At 74.8% G+C, this 13,105-nt stretch carries 7 protein-coding genes; all 7 read right to left on the reverse strand.

The features are described from left to right. Positions 1-2 precede the first annotated feature (2 nt). Complete coding sequence (locus tag OIE69_RS38720; RefSeq protein ID WP_326581540.1) at positions 3-917, reverse strand: ABC transporter ATP-binding protein; 915 nt, start codon at positions 915-917, stop codon at positions 3-5. A gap of 1,370 nt (positions 918-2,287) precedes the next feature. After that, positions 2,288-3,382: a lantibiotic dehydratase C-terminal domain-containing protein gene (locus tag OIE69_RS38725; RefSeq protein ID WP_326579734.1), complete on the reverse strand. Its 1,095-nt coding sequence runs from the start codon at positions 3,380-3,382 to the stop codon at positions 2,288-2,290. After that, positions 3,379-6,147: a lantibiotic dehydratase gene (locus tag OIE69_RS38730; protein WP_326579736.1), complete on the reverse strand. Its 2,769-nt coding sequence runs from the start codon at positions 6,145-6,147 to the stop codon at positions 3,379-3,381. Before OIE69_RS38730 ends, OIE69_RS38725 begins: the two co-directional genes overlap by 4 nt. Further along, positions 6,144-7,796 carry a SagB family peptide dehydrogenase gene (locus OIE69_RS38735; RefSeq protein ID WP_326579738.1) on the reverse strand — a complete coding sequence of 551 codons (1,653 nt, stop codon included), beginning with the start codon at positions 7,794-7,796 and terminating at the stop codon, positions 6,144-6,146. Before OIE69_RS38735 ends, OIE69_RS38730 begins: the two co-directional genes overlap by 4 nt. Positions 7,797-7,847: 51 nt before the next feature. Next, positions 7,848-9,749 carry a TOMM precursor leader peptide-binding protein gene (locus tag OIE69_RS38740; protein WP_326579741.1) on the reverse strand — a complete coding sequence of 634 codons (1,902 nt, stop codon included), beginning with the start codon at positions 9,747-9,749 and terminating at the stop codon, positions 7,848-7,850. After that, a complete protein-coding gene (locus OIE69_RS38745; RefSeq protein WP_326579743.1) occupies positions 9,739-12,021 on the reverse strand; it encodes a TOMM precursor leader peptide-binding protein in 2,283 nt (760 codons plus the stop codon). Before OIE69_RS38745 ends, OIE69_RS38740 begins: the two co-directional genes overlap by 11 nt. A gap of 77 nt (positions 12,022-12,098) precedes the next feature. Further along, positions 12,099-13,091, reverse strand: a complete 993-nt coding sequence (locus OIE69_RS38750; protein WP_392567622.1) for an AfsR/SARP family transcriptional regulator — start codon at positions 13,089-13,091, stop codon at positions 12,099-12,101. Positions 13,092-13,105 lie beyond the last annotated feature (14 nt).

Genomic DNA, 13,105 nt, shown 5'->3' on the forward strand with positions numbered 1-13,105 from the left:
GGTCAGTGCTCCGATCCGGTCAGGGCGAGGTAGGCGTCCTCCAGGGTCGCGGTGCGGGTCTGCACCGCGTCGGGCCCGGCGATCTCGTTCACGGCGACGATCACCTGGCCGGCCACCCTGGTCTCCATGACGACCTCGCCGTTGTCCACCTCCGCGCGGTCCACGCCGTCGATGGCCAGGGCGCGTTCGACGGTGATGCGGTCGGCGGGCACCAGCACGCGGGTCGGCGCCTTGAGGGAACGCACCAGGTTGGCGGGCGTGTCCAGGGCGATCACCCTGCCGCGGGACATGATCGCCACCCGGTCGCAGAGGGCCTCGGCCTCGTCGAGGTGGTGCGTGGTGTGGACGATGGTGCGCCCCTGGCCCTTCAGGCCCCGCAGCAGGCTCCACAGCGAGCGCCGGGCCTCCGGGTCGAGGGCGGCCGTGGGCTCGTCCAGCATGATCAGCTCGGGCTCGTGGACGAGCGCGGTGGCGATCGCCAGACGCTGGCGCTGCCCGCCGGACAGGTCGTCGACGCGTATGCCGCCCTGTTCGCCCAGCCCCACCTCCTTCAGCGCGCGGTCGGCGGCCTCCGGGCCGAGGCCGTACAGCGTGGCGACGGTCCGCAGGTGCTCCAGCGCGGAGAGCCGGGTGAAGAACGCCGAGGCCTGGGTCTGGACGCCGAGCCGCCGCAGCAGGTCGGTGTTGCGCGGCCACGGGGACGAACCGAGCACGGACACGCTCCCGCCGTCGGCACGCCGCAGTCCCTCGACCATCTCGATGAGCGTGGTCTTCCCGGCGCCGTTCGGCCCGAGGATGCCGAAGAACTCTCCGCGGCGCACGGTGAGCGACACCCCGTCCACGGCCTTGAGGTCGCCGTAGCTCTTGCGCACGTCGTCGATCACCACGGCCTCGGCGGCCGGTTCCACTGGCGTCATCACTTGTTCCCTTGGTTCCCTTGCTGGGTGATGGTCGTCGCCGGCCGTCCCGCGCGGCGGGTGCGCGGTCACGGCGGGCGCGGTACGGGGTGGCCGCGCGGAGTCCCGCGTGCCCTCGTCCCCGTCCGGCGGTGGGTGCTGGAGTCGCCTGGCGCGCGCGGCCAGGCCCAGCCGCCACAGCACGACGGCGGCCAGGAGGAGGAGCACCGGGGCCCAGCCGCCCACGGCGCCGTAGCGGTCGGCCAGCGTCCTGGTGGCCCGGAGCAGGAGCAGCGCGGCGGCCCCCGTCGTCAGGACCCCGGCCGCCAGGCCGTACGCGCGGTAGACGGCACGCGCCCGCGGCGGGTAGCCGCCGGTGCCCGGGCCGCGGCCGAACCGGCCCGCGACGGCGGCGCCGAGATAGGCGCGGCTGCCGGCGGCGAGCCGCTCCACGCCCAGGCCGTACCCGAGCAGCTTGTAGCCGTCCAGCGGTGGCAGCGGCAGGAGGTTGGCGAGCGCGAAGACCAGGCCCACCAGCAGCGCACCGCCGAGCGCGGAGTGCGGCGCCCCGGCCGGTGCCCATGTCCACAGCGGCCACAGGGGCAGGAGAAGGGCGAGGTTCATGGCCGGCCCGGCCGCGGCGGTCGCCATCTGGTGGCGGCGCCGGGCGAAGAACGGCACGTCCTGGACCAGGCAGTACATGTACGTCACCGGCAGCCGCCAGCGCAGCCCGATCTCCGTGACGGTGCCGCCGAAGGCGCGGCCCACCAGGCCGTGCGCCAGCTCGTGCAGGGCCATGCTGACCCAGAGCCCGACGCCCACGGCCATCAACAGCACTGGTTGGTGGGCGAGTTGGTTCATGTCGTCGACCAGTGTGCCGAACTCGGCGGCCAAATGGATCATCATCGCGCACACCAGCAGCAGCACCGCGCCCAGGAAGAACGGTGTGCGGGCGAAGGCGGTGCGCCGGTGCAGGTCCTCGATGAGCGCGCCGGCGTCGGACACCATGCGGACGTGCCCGCTCAGCACCGTGGAGCGGCCGGACAGGGCGCCCTTCGGTCCCGGTCCGGACGCGCCGGGCGAACCCGCCGGGGCCGCGCCCTCCGCGCCGGCCAGCAGACCGCGCCCGTACAGCAGACCGAGCAACTGCCGCCACTGGGCGTCGCCGAGACGCGCGCCGAAGCGACCGGCGTACGCGTCGCCGACCTCCGCCAGCGTCCGCTCGCCGTCCAGGTGGTCCAGGACGAAGAACTCCTTGGCCCGCAGCTCGAAGCGGCGCCCGCTGACCGGGTCCTTGACCGGGCGCAGCTCCGCGGTGCCGCGCAGCACCGCGGGGCCGACGAGGAGATCGGGCCGCCGCCGCGGCCGCGACTCCGGCATGCCGGGTGCTCTCATCCGGTCCCTCCCGGCGCCGCGCCGGCCGTGTCCGCGCCCCCGCGCAGGGTGCGGGCGAGCACATAGGCGAGGAAAGCCTCGTCCCGGATGGTCACCGAGAGCCGGTTGTTGGTCATGTGCATGTACGGGGACATGAGCATCGCCAGCGCGTGCCGCTCGTCGGTGATGCCGAACTCCTCGCCCCCGCTCCAGCGCCGGAACACCAGCTCGCCGTCGGCCGCCAGCCGCCGCACCCGCCCCGCCAGATCACGGCAGTGCAGCGCCCAGCCCCTCAGGAACGCGGGCAGTTCCTCCTCCGCCCCGCGCGCGATCGCCGCCCTGACGGCGGTGAAACGGCGGCCGAGTTCGGCGCCCATGTCCTCGTAGGCGCGGTCATAGCCCTTGCGGGCGGTGAAGTCGGTCCCGGAGAAGGCGCCGTCCCAGAAGGCGTGGTAGCGCTCCAGGAAGTGCGCCAGTTCCTCGTCGTCGTCCAGGAAGGACGCGGACATCACCATCATCAGCTGCGCGGCCGTCCCCAGCAGCACCGTGCGGACGTGCAGGTTCATGGTGCGCAGCGCCTCGACGACCAGGTCGCTGGAGCGCTGGAAGTGCCACTCCGCCAGGGCGACGCCCGCCGGGCCGCCGTACTTGCCGTACTCCGGTTCGTACGGCTCCATGCTCACGGAGTTGTTGTCCCGCAGCAGCATCCGGCCGTCCGGGCCGAGCAGCTTCTCACGCTGCTCCTGCGGGTACTCCAGCTCGAACAGCGTGTTGTAGAGGTCGGCGAGGAAGCCGGCCTTCACCTCGTACAGCGCCGGGCGCGTGGTGAGGAAGCGCTGCACCGCGGCCAGCGCGCGGTCGCGCACCTCGCCGTTCGCCGCCGCGGACGAGGGCTTCAGGCGCAGCCGGACGTGCGGGCCCTGCAGCCAGTAGTTGATGAAGAAGTACCCGGAGAGCAGCCCGTCCCGGGTCAGTTCGTCCACCAGCGGCCTGACGCAGTCCAGGAGCAGCGGCCGCGGGCTCGCCGCGTAGAAGACGTGCAGGGACTGCCAGTCGCCGGGCGCGGCGGGGCCGCGGGGCGCCGGGGGGCCGGTCAGGGCGGGTGAGGTCATGCCCGCTCACCGTGTCCTTCCTCGTCGGGTACGGGATGTGCCGGGCCGGTGGGAAACAGCTCCACCGCGAGCTCCGCGACGTGCCGGCCCCGGTCCGAGGCCACGTGCAGTTCGTCCTCGGCCGGCAGCATCTCCTCCAGCACGACACGTCCCGCGGGGTCCTTGACCAGGCCCTCCAGTGCCTGCAGCGACAGCGGGCCGTCGAAGTCGACGTAGTGCGGCTTGGAGCCGCCCGCCCAGCCCGCGGGCGCGCCGGCCCCGGGCAGCACCGTCGCGAAGGCCCGGGCGGGGACGCCGTGCCGGCGCCGCCAGCGCTGCCAGCGCAGGAACCAGTCGGCGTCGTCCTCCCCGGTGGCGCGCCGCGGCAGCGCCGTCGCGTCGGCGGTCCAGCGCCGCCGGCACAGCACCACGGAGCCGTGCCGGACCCGCGGCCGGGTCGTCACCCCCTCGACGGCGGGCGCCTCCGGCACGCCCGTCCACACGTCGAGGGCCGTCTTGGAGGTGGGGGAGAGCAGCAGCAGGGTGCGGGGGATCTCGGGGAGCACCATCGGGACCAGGTAGCCCAGGTAGAGCGGGATCACCTCCTTGCCGAGCCGACGTGAACGCACGACCAGCCGGTCCTCGTCCGCGTCGTGCTCCACGAAGAGGTCGTCGAGGTGGATACGGGCTTCCGGCGGCGCGGAGCCGGTCTCCCCGGGGCAGAGGATCTGATAGTCCGTCAGGCGTCCGTGCAGGTTGAGGTTGGTGGTCGCCGAGCCCGCGGTGATCTCGGCGAAGACCGCGCCCTGCGGCTGCGCGGCGCGCAGCGTGGTGAGCAGGCGCTCCGACAGGCCGGGGGAGTCCGCGGCGGTGTCGAAGCAGTGGGTGAAGCGGGTGAACGGGAAGCACAGACCGCCGTAGGACCCGTTGAGGACGACCAAGGGGTCCTCGGCCCGGTCGGCGAGCTGCACGAAGTGGCTCTGCGGGGCGAAACCCCGCGGGAGCGGGGCGAGTTCACCGGCGACGGCTTCCACGAGTCCGTCGTCGATCCACAGCTCCTCCGCCTCCGGGTCCGCGTCCCGCTTCCGCCACGCCTCCCGCATGCGCGCGACGAAGGCGGCGCGGGCCCGGTCCAGTGCGGTGATCTGGGGCAGGCCCAGCCAGTTCTCCTCCGGCTGATGGCCCTCCCGGCTGTCGTGCGGAGGGCGCTGGGACGTGAAGAGCAGATACTGCTCGAACAGGTCCTCGTGGAAGTCGTGGACGAGCCTCAGCAGGTCGTCGCAGCGCCCGCCCCGACCGTACCGGGCCAGGAAGAAGCCCTTGAAGGTCAGCCGCTGCGCCAGGGAGACGTCGAAGGCCGGCAGCACGCGGGCGAGCGAGCGCAGCGGCCCCTCGGCCAGCTCCGTCCACCGGCGCAGGTCGGCGGTGACCGGACCGTCGGCGGCCCGCGCGTCCTCGTACAGCAGGGTCTGCGGCAGCGTCGTCCCGGAGACGCCCAGCGACTCCACGACAGCGGGCAGTTCACGGCGCAGCCCGCTCAGCAGCTCACGCCGCCGGGCCGGCGGCGCGTCGGCGTACGCGGCGACACCGGCCGCGGCCCCCTCCAGCCGCCCGGCGAGCGCGGTGGCCCACGGCCGGCCGACCTCGCGCAGCGCCTCCTGGAAGTCCCGCAGCGGGTCGCGGCTGTGGACGTCCGGGTGGAGGGAGTTGAGCTGCACCATGCCGAGTTGCAGCAGCGCCGACAGGTAGCGCTCGGCCTCCTCGGCGGTCGCGCCGCGCTCACGGCGCAGCCAGGCCGCCAGGTCCCGGTGGCGCAGCCGCGGCCGCTCGCGCAGCAGGCCGAGCAGCCCCTCCAGCGCGCCGCTGCGGCGCAGGAAGAACAGCCGGTCGCGTGCCGCGTCGAAGCTGACGGCGGCGGAGTCGTCGCCCGCGGTCACCGAGCGCCGTACGAAGCGCACCCGCTCGTCGTCCAGTTCCCAGCCCGAGGCCAGGGAGACCAGCAGGTCGCCGCGCCGCCCGGGGTCGGCGGCGACGGCGTCGGCGAGCCGCCGCAGCACCACCACGTTCAGCCGGGCGTGGCCGGTCCAGCGCTCGGCGACGCGGACGCTCCCGCCGGGTTCGCCGTCCGTCCGGAACTCCCCGACCGCGACACCGGTGAAGGTGCTGAACGGGCTGGTCTTGCATGCGGTGCGGTACAGGTACGCGAGCAGCGACCGCTCGATCTTCCGGCCCCGCTTGCCGGACGCGGCCGCGTCGCCCCGGACGTAGGCGTCGAGCTGCCCGTCCAGGGTCGGCGAGGCCAGCAGCAGCCCCGTCCGCAGCTGCTCCCCGGCGGCGAGTTCGCGCAGCGCGGCGCGCCCCTCGCCGAACGCGCCCTCCAGCACCGTCCGGCCGCGGGCCCGTTCCTCCTCCCACGCCCCCCGGTCGCGGAGCCAGGCCAGCAGCTCCCCGCCGGTGGGGCCGTCCAGCCGGGCGGCGAGCGCGAGAGCTCCCGGAACGTCCTGCGGGAGGCGGTTGTTGAACACGGCCCGGCGCAGCCGCAGCACCTCGCGGCGCATCGCGTCGTCGTCGTTGTCCGCCACGAGCGCGGCCAGCGGGTCGCTCAGCCGGGCGCCGGCCTCGGCTAGCCGGCGCTCCTCGTCCAGGACGCGGTCCGCCCACCGGCGGGCGTCCGCGCTGCGCAGCCGCTGCGCGGCCCCGACCGGCAGACCGGCCAGCCGCAGCATGAAGCGCGGGGACAGGGCCGCCGCCGGCGGGGCGGTGGGCCGTTCGAGTGAGGTGCTCATTGGGCCTCGCCCTCCCGGACGGCCCGGGCCGCCCCGTCGCCGCGCGCGTCACGGCCGCCCGCGGACGGCACGAGTTCGTAGCGGAAGTCGGCTGGGCGCGGTCGCTCGTTGCCGACGAGCATCAGCAGCAGCGGGAGTTCCCCGGTGCCGGTGAGCCCGAGCTCCTCGGCGAAGGCGACGCTGTCGAAGCCGAGCGCCACGCCGCACGCGGTTCCCGAGGCCGCGGTGGCCGTGTAGACCGCCTGCGCTGCCGCGCCGATCGCCGCGCTGACGAGCCGGTAGCCCCGGTCCCCGGCGGCGTCGAGCACGGCGTGGGTGCGGACCGCCGGCACGATCACCGCGGCGGCCTGCTCCAGGTTGTAGTTGTTGAGGAAGTAGTGGGCCTGCAGGAAGGCGCCCGGCGGGCCCTGCTTCAGCAGCCGCAGTTCCGCCGCCTGCGCGTCGTACGCGTACACGCCCTGCGCGACGCCCTCGACGTGGTTGACGAAGACGTACAGCGACGCCAGGCGCGGGCTCCCGGCCGGGGTGACGTCGGTGGCCAGCGCCGCGCCCGCCTCCGCCGCCTTCAGCGCGGCGGCCAGGTGCCCGCCCGACAGCGGGTGGATGCCGGTGAACCGGCCGAAGCTGCTGCGCCGTTCGCGCAGCGCACGGCGCACGCTCAGCTCCATGGGCGCGGCGGGCGGCAGCGGCTGCCGCTGCCCGCCGGGAGGCACGGCGGGGGCGGCCGCGTCCTCCAGCGCCTCCGGCGCCGGACGGGCCGACGCGCCGTCGAGCGTGGCGCGGTGCACCTGCCGCACGGTCTCGAAGGTCAGCACGCGGCGCGACCGCTCTCGCTCGGTGCGCCGGACCCCGGAGGTGGCCGCCCCGTCGGCGGCCGCGCCGGCCGTACCGTCCCAGCGCAGCGGCACGACGGCGAACACGCCCTCCTCGTCCGCCTCCGCCCCCAGCAGCCGACCCAGGCGCGGTTCGTCGAACCACAGCACCGGGTCGATCCGCAGCCCGCGGGCCTGCGCCCACATCCGCCAGGTCTGCAGCAGCGCCCCGGTGTCCATGGTCACCACGTGGTAGCTGAAGCTGTTGTACTTGAAGGCGTTCTGCCAGAACTTCACGCCGAGAACGAGGAACTGGTCGGTGTCCCGGTGCAGCCGGGCGTCGCCGACCGCGGCGCGGACCTCGCCCGACACGTCACCCGTCAGCAGCCGCCGCACGGCGTGGTGCGAGGGCGCGTAGTGGTACACCCCGGGTGTCATCGGGCCGGAGGCACCGCTGACCCAGTGCACGCCCACCGGGTACAGCCCGCCACCGGAGGCCGTGCCGCGCGACCAGTTGGCCTGGGTGTACATCGGCAGCGTGCCCAGGTCGGTGTTGGCCTGGACGGCCAGGCGGCGGCCGACCAGCCCGTACGAGTCGCGCAGCATGCCGCCCAGCAGGGGCAGGCTGAACGGGGCGTCGCCCCCCGGCCCGGCGAGGCCCCGGCCCACGCCCGCGTCGTCGGGGAAGTCGCCGTCGGGCAGCGGGAAGCGCTCGGCGCCCGGGTAGTACTTCTCCTTCCTGGGCCGGTCCACCCAGTCGGGTACGAAGTCGGCGGGCTCCATCGCGACCCTGCCGCGCCGCATCACCGCGGTCGCGTACTCATGGGTGTGCCCCATGTCCGGTCCTCTCTGTCTGCGGCTGTGGTGCCGCTGTGCACGGGCGGCGGTTCACGGGAAGGGGTGCGGGGCGAGGTTGAGTTCGCCGGTCCGCAGGTCGTGGTCGGTGAACCCGGCCTCGCGCGGGGCGCTGCGCAGCCGGGGCATGTGCAGGGCGCGCTGGCGGTGCCAGCCGAAGTCGATGGGGACGAGTCCGGGCACGAGGACGGACGCCGTGTGCAGGCCGGCGTCCCGCTGCTCGGGCATGGTCTGGTCCACCACGACGACGTCGAATCCGCGCGCGGTGACCGCGTCCACGGCCGCCTCCAGGTCCTCGCGCAGGTCCGCCGCCGGCGGGCGGCCGGTCCGCAGGTCGGCGACGGCGAGCGGTGGCTGCGGCACCGGGTCCTCCCGGTCCAGCAGGAAGGCGGCGTGCCGGGCCATCTCCGGCAGCCCGTACATCAGCGGATGGTCGTGGAGCACGTGGACGGTGCCGAAGTCCGCCGCCATCGCCGCCAGCCGGTCGTGGTCCCGCTCGGTGCGGCGGCGCAGCTTGACGGCGTCGGTGGCGATCTCCGACAGGCCCGCGGCGAGGGCCGCCTCGGGGTCCCACGCCGCCCCGGCGCCGAAGCACAGCGCGCCCGTGCCCCCGTCCACGCGCTGCGCGACCGCGGTGACGACGGGGACGGGAAAGGTGATCCGCGTGTCGAAGAACCGGGCGCGGTAGCCGTACATCGCCAGCCGCTCGACCATGTGCCGGGTCGCGGCGCGGCCACTGGTGGCCGGGTCGATCTCCCGCAGCGGCAGCCCCGCGTACCAGGCGATGAGGAAGGCGTCCCGCTCGACCGCCTCCATCAGGCCGAAGAGCACGGCCTCCTCCAGACTGCCTCCGGAGGCACAGCCGTTGGAGCTCTCCTGTACGAACCGGTTCTCCAGGCCGCCGGGCGCGTGGTAGTACGCCAGCACCTCCGGCACCAGCAGCGGGCGCCGGTCGCGCAGCGAGTACCCCCACACCCACGGGATCGGACGGTCGGGCGCGAACGGCCGCACGACGTCCTGGGCCCGGTAGAAGGCGTCCGAGTAGACCCCGCAGGTCCGCGGGTCGAGCGCGTCGTCGCCGAGTCCGTTCAGCGCGGCCACGACGGTGGTGCGCTTGCCGCGGGCCCGCATCCCGGCCAGCCGTTCCATGCCCTCCAGCACCCCGACCCGCACGCTGCGGGCGTAACTGCCGGTGTGGCCGCCCCAGTAGGACTCCCGCAGGTACGCCCCGGAGCGCAGGGTGAAGGCGCCGACGGTGGACGCGGTCGACGCCGAGGTCAGGTCCGGGGCGACCGACGGCCCCAGCATCCCCGTCACCGGGTTGACGAAGGACTCCAGCGGGAGGTCGTACGCCTCGATCGGCCGGCCGCGGAAGCCTGCGGGATCCGCCTTGGGCACGCTGCGGGGCGTGACGGTCGCGCCCTCGGCGGAGTCGGGGACGCGGCGGTCGCAGTCCGGGCACTCGGCGTCGGGGACGACCACGGCCCGGTTCACCTCCAGGGTCTCCAGGTCCAGGAGGTGGACGACGGGGTGGCGGCCCGCCGTCCCCGTCCGCCGGGCGGGCTCCGCGGCGGCGGCGAGGAGCGCGGCGACGGCGTCCATCGCGAAGGCGGTGGTGAAGGGCCACGGGCCCGTCGGCCGTGTGGCGGAGCCGAGTTCGAGGGCGTCGCGAAGGATCCCGGGCCGTACGGCCTGCCACCGCCGCGCCAGGCAGCGCGTGCACGCCGCCGCCCCGTCCGCGCCGGTCACCGGCCCCACCAGGGCGTGGTGACCGTACAGGTGCACCGGCGCGACGGGGGAGCGGGGCGTCTCGCCCGCGGGGACCCGCTGCTCGTCCCGGAAGCCGAGCAGCGTGACCCGCGGCGGCGCGCCGGCGCCCGGGTGGCGGCGCAGGCCGTCGCCCAGCAAGCGCTCCACGGCGACGTCAGAGGGCATCCACGGCCCCGTGCGTCAGCAGGACCCGGGCGACGTGGACACCGGCCGACCGCAGGTCGGCGGAACCGGTGGCGACGACAAGGGCGTCGAGACCGCGCTCCCGTACACGGCGCAGCACGCCGGCGCCGTCGGTGACCGGAGTTCCGCCCCCCGCTTCTTCGGTGGCGGTGACGGCGACGGTCATCGGGTCGAGGTCGCCCAGGAGGGGGTCCCCGGTGTCGAGGGGAGTGGTCAGCGCGTCGTCCCGGCCGAGTTGCGCCTGTCCGAGGAGGTCGCGCAGCGCGCCGACCGCGGCCTCGCGCGGGGAGCGGGCTGCGTCGACCGCCCACAGCGCGCGCCCGGTGCCCGGGTCCTGCGCGCGGGCGAACATCACCGGGGCGAGCCCGTCGGGGCCGCCCAGCTCCAGCAGTTCGGCCCGCAGCCCGAGGTTCACCGCCGAACGGCGGAGGAAGACCACCTCCGGGTCGTCGGCGGCCCACTCCGCGGCCGTCGCCGCCACGGGGCAGCGCGAGCGCAGCGCCGCGGTCAGCGTGTGGAAGGCCACCGCCGAGTACAGGGCGCGCACCGCGGCCCGCGACGGGGACGGACCCGCGGCCGACCCGGCCGAGGTCGCCACGAAGAGCCGGTCGTGATTGTGGCCGCCGAACGTCCGCACGGCCGCCGCCGGCACCAGGGCGGTACGGGCATCGCCCAAGGACACGGCCGGAACCCAGGCACGCACCGAGTCCGCGCCCGCGCCGGTGCCCGAGGCGATGTCCAGGGCGTCCGGGGCCAGCAGAAGCCACTTCTCGCGCGCCGCGTCCAGCGCGGCGCCCGCCACGACCCCCCGCTGCGGGACGACGTGCTCGGCGTACACCTCGGCCGCGCGGTAGAGGGCCCGCAGCCGGGCCCCGGCGACATGGTGGACGTCGAACGCGGTGATCTCGCGGGGGCTGCCGTGCCCCACGGCCAGCCTGACGGTCCCGGCCTTGAGCGGGGTCTGCTCCCACGCGTCGTCCGCGAACGCGCCGAACACCCCGGCCCGCGTCTGCGTCAACACCGAGCGGGCGTCGAGCGCGGCGACGGCCTCGTCCGCGTCGGCCTCGGGCGCCACTTCCCGTGACCCGGTCCCGGGCGACTCCTGCCGGTCCTGGCCGTCGCGCGCGTCGAGGCCGTCCCGGCCGTCCGTCAGGTCGGCGGCGGTGAGGGCGGCCTCGGCGGCCGGTGCCTCGTCCTCCCGGCAGTGGGGACAGCGCGGGTGCGGCAGCAGGGGTTCGGTGACCACGTCGAGGGAGTCGAGGTCCTGCAGCACCAGGCGCCCCTCGGTCTCCGGCGTGAGCACACCGGTGACCAGCCGGAAGACCTCGTACGCCAGCAGGTTGCCGAGCATGGCCGCGGGGGGTCCGGAGATCCGCCCCTCCTCCGCCTGCCCGGGGTCGTGCAGGCGCACCGCGCTCCACAGGTCGGCGGCGGCGCCGGGCTCGCCGTTGGCGCCCAGTCGCAGCGCGGCGCAGGACCAGCAGCCCGTCGTCCCGGCCGTCATGACCGGGCCCACCACCGCCTGGTCGCCGAAGGTCCAGGCGGGCAGCAGCCGTACGCCCTCGGGGACACCGGCCTCGAGCAGCCGCAGGGCGGCCCCGGGGGCCCCGGTGGTCAGGACCACGTCGTACCCGGCGAGGTCGTCCCAGCCGTCGCCGCCCGTCACGTCCCACCGGACGACCTCCACGGGACAGCCGTCGCCCTCCAGCCCCTCCGCCTCGCGCAGCGCCTCGGCGAAGGGGTCGGTCCCGGGACCCGTGGCGGCCGGGAGCGCGAGCGCCGCGCAGCCGTTGCGGACCAGGCTCAGCGCGCACCACCGGGCCACCGGGTCGTCGCCCAGCACCGCCACGCGGATGTCGCGGAAGCGCCGGAAGCGGCTCCCGGCCTCCCCCACGTAGTGGTCGATGTAGTCGACCTGCGCCGCGAAGCGCTCCGCGACCTCGGGGGTCAGTTCGTCGAGTCCGTCACTGCCGGGGACGACGTCGCGCGCGAAGTTCCTGCCGTAGAGCGCGCCCACCAGTTCACCGACCATGGCCCGCTGGTGCTCGCCCAGTCCGGCGCAGATCTGCTCGACCCGGTTCGTCCCGTTCAGATGGGGAACGACCAGTGTCGCGAACCGGTAGGCCGATCTGCCCCGCAGATTGAATCCGCCGTGGGCGTTATGGAATACGACGCCGTCCGGAGTCTCCGTGAAAAGGACGTCACGGCGGATACGGGGATACGAATGCGCGACTTCCTCGTACGCAGCGGTCATACCGTCATTACTCCCATTCGGGCGCGGTTGGCGGACAACGGACACCGGCGGTAACGTCCCCGAACCGCCGGGGGCGTTCAGGTGCTGGACGGAATATCGGGACCGGACGCCTCCGTCCGTAATTCCATCGCCCCGCGGGCGAGAATCCGGAGGGAGTCGTGCATTCGGTAGTGGCCGTCCGGACCCTCCTCCAGGAGGCCCGCCCCGACGAGTGTTTCCAGGACCTGCGCGGCACCCCCGGACAGCAAAGGCTTTCCGGTCGGGAGTGCCGTGCGGGATATGTCGGAGCTGCCCCCGGAATGGTCTCGACCATTGGCGCCGGAATGCGGGCCGTGACGCCCGGGAGGGCCGGCCGACAGATCTTCGCCGCGCAGCACCGCCAGCTCCAGGCGCTGCAGGGCGGGCCCCGGGTCGACGCCGAGCTCGGTGCGCAGGTACTCCTTCACCACGCGGTACTCGCACAGGGCCTCGGCGCGCCGCCCGGTGCGGTGCAGCGCCTCGACGAGCTGTGCCCAGAAGGGCTCGTGCGCGGGGTGGGAACGGGCCACCGGCCAGAGCTCGGACAGCACCTGGCGGCAGCGGCCCAGCGCCAGTTCCAGGTCGAAGACCCGCTCCATGGCGCGCAGCCGCTCCTCGGTCAGCCGGGGCACGACCTCGCGCCGGAGGATGTCGGAGTGGATGTTGGCCAGCAGCGGACCCTGCCACAGGGCCAGCGCGGTCCGCAGGATGCGCAGTTCCCGCTCCGGGTCGGGTGCCTGGTCGGCGGCGCGCAGCAGGTCGCGGAAGGCGATCAGGTCGAGCGAGCCGGCGTCGGCGCCGATCCGGTAGCCCCCGGGGACGGCCTCGATGAGGGTGCCGGCGATCCCGTACTTGGCGAACAGCTGCCGTAATCGCTGGACGCAGGTGTGCAGTGCCGATCTCGCACTGACGGGGCGCTCCTCGCCCCAGACCACCCGCTGCAGGAATTCGGCGGACACCGTGGAATTGGGATGCAAAAGGAGCGCCGCGAGGAGGTTGGCGGGCTTCGACGGCTGAAGTGCAATGACGTTGCCGTCGTCCGCTATCCTCACCGGTCCGAGCATGA

It is taken from the genome of Actinacidiphila glaucinigra, from assembly GCF_035918135.1.
Taxonomy (GTDB): domain Bacteria; phylum Actinomycetota; class Actinomycetes; order Streptomycetales; family Streptomycetaceae; genus Actinacidiphila; species Actinacidiphila glaucinigra.